18 protein-coding genes are annotated in these 17,546 nt (G+C 69.9%); 11 read left to right on the top strand and 7 right to left on the bottom strand.

The window, feature by feature from the left end; all coding sequences use genetic code 11:
* The first annotated feature begins 595 nt into the window (after positions 1–595).
* The 4 genes from NON19_RS00200 (at position 596) to NON19_RS00185 (ending at position 2,747) form a co-directional block, all read left to right on the top strand.
* Positions 596–982 carry a hypothetical protein gene (locus tag NON19_RS00200; RefSeq protein ID WP_255924428.1) on the top strand — a complete coding sequence of 129 codons (387 nt, stop codon included), beginning with the start codon at positions 596–598 and terminating at the stop codon, positions 980–982.
* Positions 979–1,812 (top strand): transcriptional regulator, encoded by an 834-nt coding sequence (locus NON19_RS00195; protein WP_255924427.1) that lies wholly within the window; start codon positions 979–981, stop codon positions 1,810–1,812. Before NON19_RS00200 ends, NON19_RS00195 begins: the two co-directional genes overlap by 4 nt.
* A 34-nt stretch (positions 1,813–1,846) precedes the next feature.
* Positions 1,847–2,299, top strand: a complete 453-nt coding sequence (locus tag NON19_RS00190) for a roadblock/LC7 domain-containing protein (RefSeq protein WP_303653192.1) — start codon at positions 1,847–1,849, stop codon at positions 2,297–2,299.
* A gap of 73 nt (positions 2,300–2,372) precedes the next feature.
* Complete coding sequence (locus tag NON19_RS00185; protein ID WP_255924425.1) at positions 2,373–2,747, top strand: hypothetical protein; 375 nt, start codon at positions 2,373–2,375, stop codon at positions 2,745–2,747.
* Positions 2,748–2,962: 215 nt separating this feature from the next.
* Here NON19_RS00185 and NON19_RS00180 read toward each other — a convergent pair whose 3' ends face one another.
* The gene (locus tag NON19_RS00180) at positions 2,963–3,373 is read right to left on the bottom strand and encodes a Fur family transcriptional regulator (RefSeq protein WP_255924424.1); all 411 of its coding nucleotides are present in this window, start codon (positions 3,371–3,373) and stop codon (positions 2,963–2,965) included.
* Between the two features lie 305 nt (positions 3,374–3,678).
* Here NON19_RS00180 and katG point away from each other — a divergent pair, with 305 nt between their 5' ends.
* Entirely contained in the window at positions 3,679–5,898 is a 2,220-nt protein-coding gene (gene katG, locus NON19_RS00175) for a catalase/peroxidase HPI (protein ID WP_255924423.1), read from the top strand.
* 93 nt (positions 5,899–5,991) lie between these two features.
* Here katG and NON19_RS00170 read toward each other — a convergent pair whose 3' ends face one another.
* From NON19_RS00170 to NON19_RS00155, 4 genes are all read right to left on the bottom strand, one after another.
* Positions 5,992–6,876, bottom strand: coding sequence for a hypothetical protein (locus NON19_RS00170; protein WP_255924422.1), 885 nt, complete (start codon positions 6,874–6,876; stop codon positions 5,992–5,994).
* Positions 6,771–8,624, bottom strand: a complete 1,854-nt coding sequence (locus tag NON19_RS00165) for an asparagine synthase-related protein (RefSeq protein WP_255924421.1) — start codon at positions 8,622–8,624, stop codon at positions 6,771–6,773. The genes NON19_RS00170 and NON19_RS00165 overlap by 106 nt, the downstream gene beginning before the upstream one ends.
* 183 nt (positions 8,625–8,807) lie before the next feature.
* On the bottom strand, positions 8,808–9,716 hold the full coding sequence (locus tag NON19_RS00160) for a COX15/CtaA family protein (RefSeq protein WP_255924420.1): 909 nt from the start codon (positions 9,714–9,716) through the stop codon (positions 8,808–8,810).
* A 177-nt stretch (positions 9,717–9,893) separates the two neighbouring features.
* Positions 9,894–10,685: an SDR family NAD(P)-dependent oxidoreductase gene (locus tag NON19_RS00155; RefSeq protein ID WP_255924419.1), complete on the bottom strand. Its 792-nt coding sequence runs from the start codon at positions 10,683–10,685 to the stop codon at positions 9,894–9,896.
* Between the two features lie 57 nt (positions 10,686–10,742).
* On the opposite strand from NON19_RS00155, the gene NON19_RS00150 reads away from it, so the two are divergent.
* Together NON19_RS00150 and NON19_RS00145 are read left to right on the top strand one after the other, a co-directional pair.
* Positions 10,743–12,167, top strand: a complete 1,425-nt coding sequence (locus NON19_RS00150) for an amidase (protein WP_255924418.1) — start codon at positions 10,743–10,745, stop codon at positions 12,165–12,167.
* 5 nt (positions 12,168–12,172) lie between these two features.
* A complete protein-coding gene (locus NON19_RS00145) occupies positions 12,173–12,739 on the top strand; it encodes a TetR/AcrR family transcriptional regulator (protein WP_255924417.1) in 567 nt (188 codons plus the stop codon).
* A gap of 64 nt (positions 12,740–12,803) precedes the next feature.
* Here the strand turns inward: NON19_RS00145 and NON19_RS00140 are convergent, their stop codons facing one another.
* Complete coding sequence (locus tag NON19_RS00140) at positions 12,804–13,016, bottom strand: PP2C family serine/threonine-protein phosphatase (RefSeq protein WP_303653301.1); 213 nt, start codon at positions 13,014–13,016, stop codon at positions 12,804–12,806.
* A gap of 166 nt (positions 13,017–13,182) precedes the next feature.
* Here NON19_RS00140 and NON19_RS00135 point away from each other — a divergent pair, with 166 nt between their 5' ends.
* The 4 genes from NON19_RS00135 to NON19_RS00120 all read left to right on the top strand — a co-directional run bounded on the left by NON19_RS00135 (position 13,183) and on the right by NON19_RS00120 (position 16,679).
* A complete protein-coding gene (locus NON19_RS00135) occupies positions 13,183–13,971 on the top strand; it encodes a methyltransferase domain-containing protein (protein WP_255924416.1) in 789 nt (262 codons plus the stop codon).
* 160 nt (positions 13,972–14,131) lie between these two features.
* Entirely contained in the window at positions 14,132–14,632 is a 501-nt protein-coding gene (locus NON19_RS00130) for a hypothetical protein (RefSeq protein ID WP_255924415.1), read from the top strand.
* A gap of 5 nt (positions 14,633–14,637) precedes the next feature.
* Complete coding sequence (locus NON19_RS00125; RefSeq protein WP_255924414.1) at positions 14,638–15,891, top strand: MAB_1171c family putative transporter; 1,254 nt, start codon at positions 14,638–14,640, stop codon at positions 15,889–15,891.
* Positions 15,888–16,679 (top strand): class I SAM-dependent methyltransferase, encoded by a 792-nt coding sequence (locus tag NON19_RS00120; RefSeq protein ID WP_255924413.1) that lies wholly within the window; start codon positions 15,888–15,890, stop codon positions 16,677–16,679. Before NON19_RS00125 ends, NON19_RS00120 begins: the two co-directional genes overlap by 4 nt.
* A gap of 9 nt (positions 16,680–16,688) precedes the next feature.
* Here NON19_RS00120 and NON19_RS00115 read toward each other — a convergent pair whose 3' ends face one another.
* Positions 16,689–17,522, bottom strand: a complete 834-nt coding sequence (locus NON19_RS00115) for an isocitrate lyase/PEP mutase family protein (RefSeq protein WP_255924412.1) — start codon at positions 17,520–17,522, stop codon at positions 16,689–16,691.
* Positions 17,523–17,546 lie beyond the last annotated feature (24 nt).

Below are 17,546 nucleotides of genomic sequence, written 5' to 3'. Positions count from 1 at the left end.
GGCGCCGGGATTGATGCCACCACTGCGAGTGGTGTCCGTCTGCCGCGGGCAGCAAAGCAGGATTGATGAACATGGGTCAACGACGCGGGAAAAAGTTCGTGGGTTACGCCATGGCATCGTTGCCATGGCGTCGTCGCCATAGCGCACCAGCACGGTACGGATAGGCAGTCGGCATCCGAGATCCGGCAAAGGAACCGGATGCTCAACAAATTGGACGCGTATGAACCGATGAAGTGCGGCACATCGCGTCACCCTGTCGCACAGGAATTCCACAGCCTCCTCAGCGAATGCGCCTGTTGTGCAGCGGCCCGGAGCATGAGGCTGTTGGCGTAAGGGAATTGATTGGCCATCAGCGAATGTGCCGCCGTCTGCAGCCACGCCCCAGTCGCCGAGGTCCATCGCCCCTCCCCCCAACGCCACTGCGGTGCACGGCGATTCACGGTTGGGGCGCCCGATACCACACCTTGGCATATGCCGTCCGGGTATGGCTAAAACTGCGGGGCCTCAAACCCTCACCCGGTAGCGTCACGCGTCGAACTGGTGCCGGACGGGGCGCTGCGGCACATGCGTCATGGGCGAGGGAGGGTTCGTGGCGATGTCGAACATCGATCGGTGTCTTTTCGACGCCATGAGCATCACCGGGGCGCTCGGGGTCAGTCTGGTGGACTGGACCGGCGGACTCGCGCTCTCCACGGCCGGTACGGGGCCGTGCGGCGACCATGCGTCGGGCGCCGTCGACGCGGCGGAGCTGGCCCGTGCCGTGAAGCTACGGCAGGCCTTCGCCGACCCGGCGACCGGGAGTTCGTCGCCCGAGGAAGTGATCGTCACTTCCGAGACCGTCTATCACCTGCTCAGGTTCGTGGACACCACTTTCGACAGCAACCTCCTCATCCATCTGCGGCTCGACCGGAGCACGGCGAATCTCGCCATGGCCCGACTGCGGTTGGCCGCCATCGTCGACCGGATGGTTCCGGCGTTATGACACCGCGCACCGCTTCGATCCCCCTGCCACGGCGACGGCGCCGCACCGGTTCACTGCCGACCAGCACCTTCCAGGCCGCGCTCAGCGAACTCTGCGGGCGCCGCGCCACCGGCGCCCTGGTGGGGCCCGCGGGCGGTGTGTACCTGGTGGACGGCGCGGTGGTGCACGCGGAGAGCCCCTTCGCGCCGGACGTCGAGACGTTGCTCGCCGCAGGCCCTGAACCGGCCGAGCCGACCGGAGCACGGCCGCACGCCACCAGCCTCGTCACCTCCGGCGAACGGGAACTGTGCCAACTGACCGCGCTGTTGGACGCCGCCTACTTCGCCCTACCGCAGGATCGCGTGCCGCTCGACTTCAGAACCGGCCAACTGCCGCGCCTGGCCGCGGTCCACGTCCTGTCCGCCGACTCGTTGCGCGAGGCCGTCGGAAGACGCCGCGCACTGCTCCACCAGGTGTGGCCCTGGCCCGAGGTGGACACCGCCGCGGTGACCCAGCGCCTCGAACCGCCCGGCGAGGACCGTCGGTTGGCCGCCCGCGCCCCGAGGCAGCGCGCCGTGCTGGCGGCGGCCGACGGACTGCGCACCCCGCCGGAGATCGCCAGACTGCTGCGGCGGTCGGCCTTCGGCACGCTGCTGGACGTCCGGCAACTGGCGGCGACGGGACTGATCGAGACACCGGGGCGCCGGGCCGATCCGCCGTCCGCGCCCGATCCGCCCGTGGTGGACCGGCCGCCCCCACCGCCCTCGCGCGGCGAACCGCCCCATGACCTGTCAGACCCGGACGTCGCCCTGCTGCTGCGACTTCGAGCCGCCCTGGAGGCCCGGCTGTGAGTGCTCCACCCTTCGCCGAAGGCACCGCCCGGTCATGAAACGCACCCTTCGCCAACTGTCCGCAAGGAGTCAACCCGTGTCGATCGAACGGCAGTTGACCGTGGCGCCCGAGGTCCTCGCCGAACTCCACGGGCTACGCGGCAAAGTGCCGGAGCTCACCGGCTCCCTGGTCGCGACGACCGACGGGCTGGTCCTCGCACACGACATCGACGGCCCGGAGCCCGACGGGGTCGCCGCGCTCACCGCCGCGGCACTGGGCGTCGGCGCGCGACTGGCCGAGGCCACCGGCCAGGGCGCGTTCCAGGAGCTGCTCACGCGCGGAGAGCACGGCTACATCGCGACCTACGCGGTCGGCGCGTCGGTCGTGCTGACCCTCTTCGCCGGGCCGGACGCCAACGTGGGTCTGCTGCACTTCGAGGCCCGCCGGGCCGGAGCCCGCATCGCCGAACACACGAAGGCCGCGCCGCGCCGCCAGAGCCGACCCTGACCCCGTACTCCAACAGCCGCACCCACGCGACAGCGGATCACGCACCCCACTCCACCAGAGAGGAACAACCACCATGGCCAACACCGAACTCTCCCTGAAGGACGCCATGAGCTCGATCGACGGCGCCGTCGGCGTCGCCCTGGTCGACTACAACAGCGGGATGGCCCTCGGCACGCTCGGCGGAGGGGCCGAACTGGACCTCAACGTCGCGGCGGCAGGCAACACCGATGTCGTCCGCGCCAAGTTGCGCGCGATCGAGATGCTCAATCTCGGCGACAGCATCGAGGACATCCTGATCACCCTGGGCAGCCAGTACCACCTGATCAGGCCGCTCACCAGCCGCTCCGGCAAGGGCCTGTTCCTCTACCTGGCGCTGGACCGCAACCGCGCCAACCTCGCCATGGCACGGCACCAGCTGCGCCGGATCGAATCCGACCTCGAGGTCTGACCCGGCGGTGGCTGTCGTGCACGCCAGGGAAGGCGCGTGCACGACGGCCGGGTCTGAACGGCCCTCCGGGCGGTGTGTCCGCTGCGGTTCGGCAGCGCCCGAAGGGGTGCGGGGCTGTGTTCATGTGCGGCTCCGCCGCGTGGGCGCGACCAGCCACAGCGGCGCCGCAGACGATCGACGGCACATCACCGCACCCGCACCCCCAGCGGGAGCGCCTACGCGCAGTCCGGGCACAGTCCCCGGTAGGTGACCTCGGCCTTGGACACCGTGAAGCCGAACCGTTCCGCTGTCGGCAGGTGGGCCAGCGGGTCGCCGGTCGGGTGGACATCGCGGATGGTGCCGCAGTGGGAGCAGACCAGGTGCTGGTGCGGGTGGTGTGCGTTGGGGTCGTAGCGCTTGGCGCGGCCGTCGGTGGAGACCTCCGCGACCTCACCGAGGGAGACCAGCTCGCCCAGGGTGTTGTAGACGGTCGCCCGGGAGATCTCGGGCAGCCGCCGTGCCGCGCGGGCGTGCACCTCGTCGGCGGTGAGGTGCACGTGGTCGCCGTCGAGGACCTCCGCAACGACACGCCGCTGGGAGGTCATCCGCCAGCCGCGCCCTCGCAGTCGCTCCAGCAGGTCGCTCATGTCGGTTCACCTGTTCAGGTTCCGTGGGATGCCCGAAGTAGTCCACCAAGCGAACGTCCGGGGTCCGATGGGATATGGGCTTCGCATGCTTCTTGACTTGGACTCAGTCCATCGTAGGATCGTTTCCGGTGATAACCAAGGGACAGGATGACTCCAGTACGGCAGGAGACAGAGACATGGCGGGACCGCCGCCGGGGAACCGCGCGGTGCCGGCCTGTGGGTGACAGCCGCCCCCGTCGTGCCCCGACCGTTCCACCGTCCGCAGCTCCGGAACACCGTGATCCGCCCAGTCCGGAAGGATTCCCATGTCTGAGAACCACGATGCAATCGTCGTAGACGCCAAAACGGAGGGCGGAGGTGGCTGCCCGGTCGCGCACGGGCGCGCCCCGCACCCGACTCAGGGCGGCGGAAACCGCCAGTGGTGGCCGGAGCGGCTGAATCTGAAGGTCCTGGCCAAGAACCCCGCCGTGGCCAACCCGCTCGGCGAGGACTTCAACTACGCCGAGGCGTTCGAGTCCCTCGACTTCCCGGCCGTGAAGCGGGACATCGCCGAGGTGCTGACCACCTCGCAGGACTGGTGGCCCGCCGACTTCGGCCACTACGGCCCGTTCATGGTCCGGATGGCGTGGCACAGCGCGGGCACCTACCGGATCAGCGATGGCCGCGGCGGCGCCGGGGCTGGTCAGCAGCGCTTCGCCCCCCTCAACAGCTGGCCGGACAACGCGAACCTCGACAAGGCCCGTCGGCTGCTGTGGCCGGTCAAGAAGAAGTACGGCCGCAACCTCTCGTGGGCCGACCTGCTGGTCCTCGCCGGGAACGTGGCCCTGGAGTCGATGGGCTTCAAGCCCTTCGGCTTCGGCGGCGGTCGCGAGGACGTCTGGGAGCCCGAGGAGGACGTCTACTGGGGCCCCGAGACCACCTGGCTCGGCGACGAGCGCTACACCGGCGACCGTGAGCTGGAAAACCCGCTCGGCGCGGTCCAGATGGGTCTGATCTACGTCAATCCCGAGGGACCGAACGGCAACGCGGACCCGCTCGCGGCGGCCCGGGACATCCGTGAGACGTTCCGCCGGATGGCGATGAACGACGAGGAGACGGTCGCGCTGATCGCGGGCGGCCACACCTTCGGCAAGACCCACGGCGCGGGCCCGGCGGAGCACGTCGGCCCCGACCCCGAGGCCGCCCCGCTGGAGGAGCAGGGCCTGGGCTGGAAGAGCACGTACGGCACCGGCAAGGGCGCGGACACCATCACCTCCGGCCTGGAGGTCACCTGGACCACCACGCCCACCCAGTGGAGCAACAACTTCTTCGACAACCTCTTCGGCTACGAGTGGGAGCTGACCGAGAGCCCGGCCGGGGCCAAGCAGTGGAAGCCGAAGGACGGCGCCGGTGAGGGCACCGTCCCGCACGCCCACGACTCCTCGAAGAAGATCGCGCCGTCGATGCTCACCACGGACCTGGCACTGCGCTTCGACCCGATCTACGGGCCGATCTCGCGCCGCTTCCACGAGAACCCCGAGGAGTTCGCGGACGCCTTCGCCCGGGCCTGGTACAAGCTGACCCACCGCGACATGGGCCCGAAGTCGCTCTTCCTCGGCCCCGAGGTCCCGCAGGAGACCCTGCTGTGGCAGGACCCGCTGCCGGAGGCGGACCACGAGGTCATCGGCGCCGAGGACGTCACCGCCCTCAAGGCGAAGATCCTCGACTCGGGCCTGACCGTGGCCCAGCTGGTCTCCACCGCGTGGGCGTCGGCCTCGACCTTCCGCGGCAGCGACAAGCGCGGCGGCGCCAACGGCGCCCGCATCCGCCTGGAGCCGCAGAACGGCTGGGAGGTCAACGACCCGGGCGAGCTCGCGACGGTGCTGCGCACCCTGGAGAGCATCCAGCGGGAGTTCAACTCCGGCGCCAAGAAGGTCTCGCTGGCCGACCTGATCGTGCTGGGCGGCAGCGCGGCCGTGGAGAAGGCGGCCAAGGACGCCGGGTTCGACATCGAGGTGCCCTTCGCCCCTGGCCGCGTCGACGCGACGCAGGAGCAAACGGACGCGGAGTCGTTCGCCGCGCTGGAGCCGACCGCTGACGGGTTCCGCAACTACCTCGGCAAGGGCAACCGCCTGCCCGCCGAGTACCTGCTGGTCGACCGGGCGAACCTGCTGACCCTCAGCGCCCCCGAGATGACGGTACTCGTCGGTGGCCTGCGTGTCCTGGGCGCCAACTACGACTCCTCAAAGCTCGGCGTCTTCACCGACACCCCGGGGAAGCTGACCAACGACTTCTTCGTCAACCTGCTCGACCTTGGCACCACCTGGAAGGCCACCTCGGAGGACGCGAACACCTTCGAGGGCCGTGACGCCACCGGCCAGGTCAGGTGGACCGGCAGCCGCTGTGATCTGGTCTTCGGGGCCAACTCCGAGCTGCGGGCGCTCGCGGAGGTCTACGCGAGCGATGACGCGAAGGAGAAGTTCGTGCGCGACTTCGTCGCGGCGTGGAACAAGGTGATGAACCTCGACCGGTTCGACCTCGTCTGATCACGGCGTCCAGGTCGGCCCGCGGGCCGGTCTGGACGCCCTCAACTCGGCAGGCGCTGGCGGCTTCCGGTCTCGTCGCAGGCGGCGCCGGGCTCAGTGCCCAGCCGTTCGCGCGGCGTCCACGGCGGCCGCTGAGATGTAGAGGGTCAAGGACTCGCGGTCCCTGACGAGCTTCGTGGCCGCCCAATGGAACGGGTTTTCCGGCTCGTTGGGCGGCACCACGGCCGCGTGCCGGGTGACCAGGCGCTCGATCGCGCGGAAGTGACGTGGCGCGAGCGTCTTCCGTAGCCGACCGAGGGTCTGCCCGCCCTCGGGTGCGTACTGGTTGAAGGGCAGGTACAGCGTCGCGTCAACGGGACGATGGTGGCATCGCGCGGTCATGCTCCAGCACAGTGTCGGTCGGACTCCCGGTTGCGCGAGTGCTTCCGCCGCGTCTACCGCCGTGTTTTCCAGGAACCCGGCGGCGGTGCGTCGGGCGGTGTCGGAGAACGGGGCCAGGCGTGCGGCGAGTTGGCTGGCGGACCGTTCCGCCACAGTTGTGTAGAACTTGACCCTGGCGTCGGGCGAACCGTCGACGTCAAGGGCGAAGAAGGCGGGCATGAGGTGGGTCATGCCCGCCGGGTCGTGCTCTTGCAGCCAACTCCATGCGGCGCCAAGGCCGATCCGGTTCAATGCCTCCGCGAGCACCTGCCGGTTTCGTTCCGTGCCCGCCGCCAGGGTGTCGAAGTACACCTTGACGCGGCCGACCGTGAGCGGCTGCACCGACGCCGCCAGGCACAGCCCGAACGCCGCCTGCCGACTGCGCGGGCGGAAGAGGTCACCGAGGCCGCGGGCGCGCTCCAGATGCGCGCGGTCACGCTGTTCGAGACGGGTCAGAGTCCGCCAGCCCTGCTCCCAGCTGGCGTCGGCGTCGGTGGCCCCTTCGGCGGCCAGCGGCCGGAAGAACAATCGTACGTCGACGCGATCGCCGCTGAGCACCAGCGAGTACTCGAACGGGGCGCCGCGCCGCGCTTGTTCGGACTCCTCGATGCCGCGTGCGCGGCGGTGCCCCCAAGCGCCGAAAAGCGCCATGACGTTCTGCTCGGCCGACGCTGCGAAGTCCGGCCCCAGTTCGAGGAGTTCTCCCAGGCTGGCAGCGCTTCGGCGCGCGAGATGGCCAGCGCGGCTTCGAGGACCTTGTCGTCCATGTACGGCAGCGAGAGCGTGACACCCTGGTGCTGCATGAGCGCTCGCAGCGGTCCCAGCCGCTGGCCGCCGATCCGTTGGCCGGCGATGCAGGTGTGCGCCGCACGGCTGGGGGCCTGTGGCCGGCAGGCGGCGTCCTCGGCGCGGGCCAACGACCTGATCGCCTCGACGTTGACCGGTGTGGACCATGGAGTCACCCGCAGCGGCGGGCCCCAGTTGACGGTGGGCCCGAGGGTGTCCGGCCGGGGCAGACGCAAGTCGCGCAACTGCTCCTCGAACCAACCCCGGTACGACTGCTGGCGTGCGAGTGACCGCAGCACACTCTTCAGGCTCCACCGGCGCAGACGGGCGAGGTCGCGGATGCCCCGGATCGCCTTGAGGGGTGAACTCGCGTACAGATCACTGAAGTACGACGGTGGCACGGTGAACAACTCGTCGCCGCCGAAGCCGCCGATGTGGACCGTCGCACCGGTCGCCGCGAACAGCTTTGACATGGCGGCCTTGCGTGCCCGGTTGCGGATCAGCGTGTACGGCTCACCGAGCCCGTAGGGAACCGTCTGGACCAGTCCTTCATCGCGTTCCCAGATGCCGTCGTAGGGCCCCGGTATGTCGTCCGGCTGGAGGACCGTCAGTTCCCGATCCATCTCCCGAGCGGCGATGGCCGCCCATCGCGCGTCGTCGTGGTTGGGATCGATGGTCTGCTCGACGAACGCCTGGAACCGCGCTCCCTGCTCGGCCAGCAGAAAGCAGAGCGAAGTGGAGTCCATGCCCCCGGACAGGTCCGCGGACAGGCCCCGGGCCGTGCCGACCCGGACGGCCACCGCTTCGTCGAGCGCGGACCGCAGCCCGGGCGCGCCTTCCGCGATCGACAGCGCTGGCACCGGTGGGCTCCACCAGGTGGAGCGTTCGACACGATCGCCGGTGAGGTGGAGGCGCTGGTCGGCGGGGAGCCGACGGACGCCCTTCCAGTAGGTGCCCTCGGTCAGACCGTAGTCGAAACCCGGGTGCACCATGCCCCATGCGACCATCTCGATTCGGGGGCCACCGCCGCACAGCCGGGCCAGCAACTCCACGGAATCCGACGCCACATGGGCGTGGTCCGCCAGCCTGGCGTAGAACACCTGGCGAAGGCCGGAAGCACTTCCCTGGACGACCATGGTTCGACCGTCAGTGTAGAGGATGTGGAAGCTGCCCGGTATTTCGTGTGCGGCGGCCATCACGTCACGCGCACTGCCATGGCGTTCGAGGAGGCGCGCCAGACGCCCCACTTCGATATCCGTCTCACCGAAGAGCGCAAGGCGTCTGGCGCTGGCTTCAGCAGAAACCAGGCGAGAATGCGAGTCGTCCGCGACCACCCACGTTCCGCCGGAGGCCTGCTTCAGCACTGCGGTTCCGCTGGCCAGAAAAGGTTGACCGAGAAATGCGCCATCCAGCATCTCAGGCGCCTCGTATTCGACGACTTCGTTTTCAGCCATCTTTGTCACCCCCCTCCCCCAGGTGAATGAATCCATATGGTAACCACCGGGCAGAGCAGAACGCAAGATTCTTCACGGATGCGGCAATGATCCATGAGTGGCCACGGAAACCGGGCGGAGGAAATGATTCCAGAAAGGGGTGGAGGGCGAGGTTCCGAAAGATTAGGCAGCGCAAGATTAGCCAGATGAAAAGATCCTGAAACCATTCTGTGCAAAATATGCGCCGACGGCCATGTCATCTGATCCTTTTCAGGAGCCGCTGAGATGGGGTATCGCGCCACCGCTCGGGGAGTCCGATACGGTCTCGAATTCAACCACTGCTTCGGCCGAGTCCGGCATCCGCACCGCGCAGTACACCCGCAGCGTACCGGCCCATACCAGCGACGCTCCCAGCAGGTGCAGGCCGACGGCCAGTCCGGGCAGACCCGACAGGGACTGCCACAGGCCGACGGCCCCCTGGGCCAGTACCACGGCGAGGAAGCACGCCGTCCTCCGGCGAGCGCTGTCGGCACCGCCCCCGGTCAGCGCGGACCAGATGAAGCCCGCGGCACCCAGGACCACCACGGCCAGCGCTCCATGGACGACCGCGACGAGCGTCCAGTCGAAAGGCATGCGCGCCACGTCCGAGGAGTCCCCCGCATGCGGACCGGCCCCGGTCACCAGCGTTCCCGCCACGACCAGCAAGGCCGTCGCGGCCACCAGCACCACCGAGGCGGTGCGCACCCGCGACGGCGGGGGCGCCGGCTCCCGCGGCGGGACCTGGTGCTGGCGGACCCGCTCCCAGGTGATCACCGCGGCCGTGAGCAGCAGCATGGCGGCGAGGAAGTGCGCCGCCACGATGTAGGGGCTCAGCCGCATCAGGACGGTGACGCCGCCGACCACCGCGTTCAGCACGACCACCCAGAACTGGAGCCAGGAGCCGCGGAGCACCGAGGGCATGGAGACCTTCTGCAACCGGGCGGCGATGATGAGCCATCCGACGACCGCGCACAGCACGCCGGTCAGTATCCGGTTGCTGAACTCGATCGCGCCGTGCACGCCCATGGCGGCGGTGGGGGCCAGCGTGTCACCGGTGCACATCGGCCACTTGGGACAGCCGAGTCCCGAGCCGGTCAGACGAACGACTCCGCCGGTGACGACGATCAGGATGCTGGCCACGACCGAGGCCAGTGACGCTTACCGGACACTTCTCGGCTTGAGCGAATATCTGTCGGCCAGCCAGGCCAGAGGTGTCTGCACGATCGGCCTTTCCCCATGAACGCGGATGATTCGGTGCGTTCAGCCTACGCCGCGGCTTGCGGCACGCCGGAACCGGCAACCGGCGCCCCGCACCGGCTACCGCCGGTCCCGCTGCGCCTCCACGATCTGGCGGACCGTCCGCCGCGCGGCGGAACCGCGCTGCACCCGCTCCGCGATTCCCGGGAACTGCCCGGCGATCGCGCTGAGCACCCGCAACTCCACCGGCGCCACGTTGACTTCGCACAGGTCGCGCTCGACTGCCCGTACGACCGCCGTGGCGACCTGGCCCGGGGAGACCGTGCGCATCCCGGCGGGCGGGGTGGCTCCCGTCACCGCGAACATGCCCGCGTCGCGGACGAAACCGGGCTGGACGAGTGAGACGCCCACCCCCGTACCGTGCAGGTCCTGGCGGAAGCCCAGGGCGAAGCCGCGCAGGCCGAACTTGGTGGCGTTGTAGAGCGAGGTGGACCTGCTGGCGGTCTTCCCGGAGATCGAGCCGACGAAGGCGATGTGTCCGCGGCCCGCCTCGACCATCCGGGGAGCGAGCGCCCGGGCCAGCATGACGGGGCTGCGCAGGTTCACCGTGAGCGCCCGGTCGATCTGCTCGGGTGTGTACTCCAGGAGGTCGCCGCTGGAGGGCAGGGCGGCGTTGGCGATCAGGATGTCGGTGTCCGCGCACGTTTCGGCGAGTTGGTCGACCTGGTCCGGGTCGGCGAGATCGGCGGTGACGGCACGGGCGCCGAACTCGGCGGCGATGGGCTTCAAAGCGTCGGCGCGGCGCCCGGAGAGCACCAACTTGGCTCCCCTGACCGCGAGTTCACGGGCGATGGCCTGACCGAGACCGCCGGTGGCCCCGGTCACCAGCACGGTTGATCCTGCGATGCGCATACGAGTAGCCTCCCGAAAGCTGTTCGTTCGAACGAACGTTAGGGAAGGGGAACGGCCGTGTCCACAGCCGGTTTCACCGGACTCGCTGAGCAGGTCCGGTCCCTGGCAGCGGGGGAGACGACATCGGTGGCCCTGGTGCGGGCCTCGCTGGAACGCATCGCGGCGACCCAGGGCACCCTCAACGCCTTCCGCCACGTGCGCGCGCGGCAGGCGCTGCGGGAGGCGGAGGATGCGGACCGCGCACTCGCCGCGGGTGAGCGGTTACCGCTGCTGGGCGTGCCGATAGCGGTCAAGGACGACACCGATGTGGCGGGGCTGCCGACCCGGTTCGGCTGCGGCGGCGAGGCCGAACCGAAGTCGGCGGATGGCGAGTTGGCGAGACGGCTGCGCGCGGCGGGGGCGGTGGTCGTCGGCAAGACGAACGCCTGCGAACTCGGCCAGTGGCCCTTCACCGAGGGCGCCTTCGGCGCCACCCGCAATCCCTGGAACACCGCCCACACGCCCGGCGGTTCCTCCGGCGGCTCGGCCGCGGCGGTCGCCGCCGGACTCGTACCGGCCGCCGTCGGATCGGACGGCGGCGGTTCCATCCGCATCCCCGCGGCCTGGACCCATCTGGTCGGCATCAAGCCGCAACGCGGCCGGGTCTCGCTGTACCCGTACACCGATGCCTTCCACGGTCTGACCGTCAACGGCCCGTTGGCCCGTACCGTCGCGGACGCGGCACTGCTGCTAGATGTGATCGCTGGCCCGCACCCGACGGACGTGGGGTGCCCCGCGCCGGTCAACGCCTCGGCGGCATGCCGTCGCGAACCGGGCCGACTGCGCATCGCGCTGGCCTGGCGGCCGCCGCTCACCCTCACCGGCACGCGCCCTGATCCCGACGTACGCCGTGCCGTCACCGCCATCGCGGAGACCCTCGCCCGGCTCGGCCACCACGTCGAGGAGGCAAGGCCCCGCTACGGGCTGATCGGACTGAGCTTCGTACCCCGCGCGGCGGCGGGCGTGACGCAGGCCGCCGCCCAGCACGCCGTACCGCACCTGCTCGACGCGCGCACCCGTAGCACGGTGCGCACCGGCAGACGACTCGGCGGGCGGGTCCTGCGCATCGCCAGGGGCCGTGAACCCCGCCAACACCGCAGGATCGGCGGCATCTTCGACGGGTACGACATCGTGCTCACCCCGACCACCGCCGTGCCGCCGCCGCGCATAGGCGCCTTCGACGGGATGGGCGCCTTGCGGACCGACCGGGCGATGATCGCGGCCTGCCCGTACGCATGGCCGTGGAACGCGCTCGGCTGGCCCGCGATGAACGTTCCGGCGGGCTTCACCCGGGACGGACTGCCGGTCGGCGCCCAGTTGCTCGGACCCGCCTGCGGTGAGGAGTCGCTGGTGTCTTTGGCCGCCCAGTTGGAGGCCGAGTTGCGCTGGCCCGAACTGCGCCCGGCCCTCGACTCCACCGGGAGGGCGCCGGTGGAACAATGATCGCCATGTCCAAGCCCCCCGGAACCCGGCAGTGCATCATCGACGCCGTGCTGCGCATCATCGGTGAGGACGGCATCGCGGGAGTCACCAACCGGCGGATCGCCAAGGAGGCGGGGGTCTCGCTCGGTTCGGTCACCTACCACTTCGCCACCCAGCACGAGTTGCTGCGCGAGAGTCTGCTGCACTTCGTCGCCGAGGAGACCCGGCGGTTCACCGAACTCGCCGACCAGTGCCAGACCGAGGGCATGGACCTCGATCGGGCCGCCTTCGTGGTCGGTCAGGTCGCGCGGGGCACGGAGTTCGACAGCAGACACATCGCGCCGTTCGAACTGTACGTTCAGGCTGGCCGTGACGAGCGGCTGCGCGCCGCGGCCGCGCAGTGCTTCGCCGCGTACGACCGGTTGGCCGCCCGGATCCTGACCGGACTGGGGGTGTGCGACGCGGAACGGTGGGCGAGCAGTGCCGTCGCCCTGGTCTTCGGGCTACAACTGCGCAGCCTGGCCACGGGATCCCCCGCGGAGGAACTCGTCGACGCGCTGCTGCTGTTGGCCCGTGGGGCGCAGCACGGCTGATCCGTTCCGCGCGTCGCCGAGAGCCAGGCTGCCCCGGACTGCGGCCGGTTGGCGGGCGCGGAGGTCAGCGGTAGGGATGGGTGCGGGCGATGAGCAGGGCGACGTCGTCCGGGTCGTCGGGTGAGCGCAGTTCGCGCAGCAGCCGGTCGCAGGTCTCCTCCAGCGGGCGGTCGCCGGCGTCCAGCGGGTGGCGCAGCGCGTCGAGGCGCCGGTCGATCTTCCGCGCCCCACCATGGGTGCTTCGGGTTCCATGGTCTCCTGGGCGGGCCGATGACACGTCCCCTGCTCGCGTGCGGCGGGAGATGGCCGTCGAAGATCGTTCTCGCCGTCGGCGGCGCACGCCGGGGAACAGACCTCACGAGATCAAGTATCTTGACGCCGAGAGATATACCGGGGAAGCTTACAGGTACCTTGACGTCAAGATATCTGGCGGAGGCGTCACCATGACCGCACCCAACTGGGACCCGCAGCAGTACCTGCGCTTCGCGAAGGAGCGCACCCGGCCGCTACGCGAACTGCTGGCCCGGGTACCGGAGTTGCCCGCCGCACCCGTCGTCCTCGACCTCGGCTGCGGCCCAGGCAACTCCACCGCCGTGGTACGCGAGCACTGGCCACAGGCCCGGATCACCGGCGTCGACAACTCCCCCGAGATGCTGCACACCGCCCGCACCACCGGCGAGCCCAGCGCCGACTACCTGCTCGCCGACGCCGCCGAACACGACCCGGCGCCCGCCCGGCCCGACCTGATCGTCAGCAACGCGCTGATCCAGTGGCTGCCCGGCCATATCAAGCTGCTCCCCCGCTGGGTGCGGGCACTGCGCCTCGGCGGCGTACTCGCCTTCCAGGCCCCCGGCAACTTCGACGCCCCCAGCCACACCCTGCTCAGCGAGCTGATCGGCAGCCCGCGTTGGAGCCGGAAGCTGGACCTGGCGCCCAACCGCTCCGGCGTGCACGAACCGGCCGAATACCTGGACGCCCTGCTGGCTCAGGGCTGCGCCGCGGATGTGTGGGAGACCACCTACTACACGGTGCTGACCGGCCCCGACCCGGTCCTCGACTGGACCAGGGGCACCGCACTGCGCCCCGTCCTCAGCCAGCTCACCGACCCGGCGGACCAGGCCGCCTTCCTCACCGAGTACGGCGCGCTGCTGCGCGAGGCGTACCCGGCCGGGCCGCACGGCACGGTCTTCCCGTTCCGCCGTCTGTTCGCGGTCGCGGTGCGGCAGGGCTGAATTCGAACAGCGCCGCACGCCATTCCGCTTCGTTTTCTGACCACTTGTCAACGGCAACCGATATTGACGACCAACGTACGGCGTTGGTTGGCTAGGGAAGAGTGGTCCTACGGCCCGGGCCGACCGCGGGCCAAGGGCGATGGGAGGGTACAGCCGCACCATGACCACACGGCGCGTCCGGAACAAGTGCCAAGCGCTGGTCAGTACGCTCACCCTCCCCCGCCCGTTCTCCGTGGAGCGCCTCATCCACGACCTGTCCTTACAGCGTGGCCGTGCCATCCGGCTGCGCAGCCTGCCCAGCGGCTTCGGAGCCCATGCCTGCGGACTGGTGATCTCCACCGACACGGCCGACGAGATCTACGTCGAGGAGAAGACGTCCCGGTTTCACCGCGACCACATCGCCCTCCACGAAATCGGCCACATCCTGATGCACCATGACAACGGAGGCTGGGAGGACCCCGGTGCGCTGGCCGGGTTGCTACCGAGCCTCGATCCGGAGGCGATTCGACGCATCCTGGGCCGCACCAGTTACACCACCGAGCAGGAACAGGAAGCGGAACTCGTCGCGAGCCTGATCCGGGCCAAGGCCGGAACGCTCGCGCCGCTGCCGTCCACCGGGGTGCGCGGCAAGCTCGAAGTGTCCCTCGGAATCCGCGAGTAGGAGTCATGGACGACGCCTCGGTGTACAACATGGGCTCTGCCGTTGAGCTGTCCGGCGCGCTGGTCATGTGGTTGGCGGTGTTCCTGCGGGTGCCCACGGCCCGGCGCTCGCGCCAGCAGCGGATGCTGCTGCTCGCCGTGGCGGGACTGGCCGGGTCGATCACCGTCTATCTGGACCCGGTCACCGCGGCGCTCGACCGGACCTTCGTGTTCGCCCAGAGCTGCGGCCTGTTCATGAACGTGTGGGGCGTCTTCAGCTCCGCGCTCATCCTCGACTTCGTGCTGGCCGCCATGTCACGGCGCCGCCCCTGGCTGGTCTACGGCGCGATGGCGGTCACCACCGTGACGTTGGTCGTGCTCAACGCCACCATCGCGCCGAACTCGGGCTGCGTCACCTCCGAGCACGTGCCGTGGTACAGCCTGTTCTGGTGGATCCTGGTCGCGGCGCATCTGACCGGAACGATTCCGTGTGCGGTGATGTGCGTGCGCTACAGCCGCCAGGCGAAGCGGGACCGGGCCTTCCGCCTCGGGCTGGTGCTGCTCGCCGGCGGCTTCATCTCGTCCTCGGTGTTCTGGACCGTCGTGCTGGCGTTCCTGCTCGCCCGCCCCGCCTGGCTCGGTGCGCTGTTCCCGCTCAACATCGGCATCACCGCATGGCTGATGACCGCCGGGACCGCGCTTCCGCTGCTGCTCACCGCGCACCGGCTGGCCCGCAACGCGGCAGCCCTGTGGCGACTGCGGCCGCTGTGGCGGGAACTCGTCGAAGCGGTTCCGCATGTCGCCCTGGACGCTCCACGCGGCCGGTTCCGGGAGACCCTCGGCGGACCCCAGGCGGTGTACCTGCGGCTGTACCGCGAGGTCATCGAGATCCGCGACGCCATCTTGGTACTGCGTGACTATGTGACGCCGCAGACCGTGGAGCGCGCCCGCGAGTACGTCAGCATGCGCGGTCTGCCGGAGCACCGGTTCGAACCGGCGGTCGTCGCCTGCTGGTTGGCGGAAGCCCGGCGGACGAAGGCGAACGGGGCCCTGCCGCTGCCCAATCCGACCGCCTCCGCGAGCTTTAGGGGACACGATCTGCACGATGAGATCGAGTTCCTCCTCGAGGTGCACCGGGCGCGCAGAATCGTCGCGGGCTTTCCGCCGGATTCCGTGCGGCCCACCCGCTCCACGCCCGTACCGGATGGATACGGCGAGCAGATGGCCGAGGCCGTCCGGCCCGAACCGCAGCCGCAATCAGGAGCTCAGCGAGAACCATGAACCGTCCCGCCGCCAACGACCGTTATAGCACCGGCATGTTGGGCAAGAACTCCCCGCAGGAACGCAACCGGCTGGAGTCCATCCAGAACAGCGTGGACGCACGGACGATCGCGGTCATCGAGGACCTGTCCGTCGAACCCTCCTGGCGCTGCCTGGAACTGGGCGCGGGTGCCGGGTCCATCGCTTACTGGCTGGCCGGGCGCTGCCCGGACGGACAGGTGACCGCGGTCGACATCGACACCCGGTACCTCGACGCCGACCGGGCCGACAACCTCGTCGTCCAGCAGGCCGACGTGCTCAGCGAGGAGTTCCCGCCGGGCGGCTTCGACCTGATCCACGCCCGCTATCTGCTCTGCCATCTGCCGCGGCGCGAGGAGGTCATCGCACGCGCCACCCGCTGGCTGGCGCCCGGTGGCTGGCTGATGGTCGAGGACCCCTACCAACTCCCGGCGGACACCTCGCCGTTCCCGTTGGTGCGACGGCTGATGGCGGCGTACGAACGCAAGTACAACGAGCACGGCGCCGATCTGACCTGGGCGCGCGGCCTGCCCGCGGTGCTCGCCCGCAACGGGCTGCGAGACGTGGGATTCACCGGCAACCTGGGCTGTATGGGCCTGCTCGGCAAGGACCGCTGGCGCCCGCTGATCAACCAGGCCGGTCCGGCGCTGGTCGCCGACGGCCTGATCACCGAGGCGGATCTGAAGGGGTTCTTCGAACTGCTCGATGATCCGGCCTTCGTCGACATTCCACAGGTCACCATCTCGGCATGGGGCCGCCGACTGCCGTGACCAACCGCCCTACGAGAACAGGCTGTTGAGGTGGGAGGCTTCGAGCGTACCCTCAAGGCCCTTGAACGTGCCCTCGTTCAGCAGCTCCAGCGCGGCCTCGCGGGCCGCCGAGTACGCGGCCCGGGCCACCCCGGCACCGAGGCTGATCCTGCGTACCCCCGCCTGCGCGAGCTCGGCCACGCTCGGGCCGCCGGGCATGGCCAGCGCGTTGAGCGGCAGCGGCGAGGCCTCGGCGAGCTCGCGCAGGGTGTCCAGGTCGAGCAGGGCGGGCACGAAGAAGCTGTCGGCACCCGCCTCCGCGTAGGCCACCGCCCGGTCCAACGCCTCGCCCAGCCGGTACTCGGCCGCACCGGTCTGTGAAAGGTACACATCCGTACGGGCGTTGATCACCAGCTCGGGCAGTCCCGCCTCCACCGCGGCCGCCCGGGCCGCACGGATCCGGGCGGACTGCCGCTCAACGGTGAACAGCGGTCCGCGCGGCACCGTGGAGTCCTCCAGGTTCAGCCCGATGGCACCGGCCGCGATCACCGCGGTCGCGGTGGCCACGGCGTCCTCCTCCGTCGGGCCGTAGCCCGCCTCGGCGTCCACGGTCACCGGCAGCTCGACGGCTGCCACGACCCGGGCGGCGGCCCGCGCCATCTCCTCCCGGCTCATCTTCTGACCGTCGCCGCGCCCCAGCGACCAGGCCATCGCGGCGCTGCTGGTGGCGATCGCCCGGGCGCCCGCCTCGGCGATCACCGCGGCACTCGCGGCATCCCAGGCGTTGGGCAGCACGAGCACCGATTCCAGCGCCAACTCCCGGAACCGCCGGGCCTTTTCCTTGGTACGGGCGTCAACAGCCATGGCTCTCCTCGTTGGTCGGGGTTC

The organism is Streptantibioticus rubrisoli (genome assembly GCF_024436055.1).
Taxonomy (GTDB): domain Bacteria; phylum Actinomycetota; class Actinomycetes; order Streptomycetales; family Streptomycetaceae; genus Streptantibioticus_A; species Streptantibioticus_A rubrisoli.
Note: the sequence above shows the minus strand (reverse complement) of the source record. Positions and strands in the feature narration are given on the sequence as shown.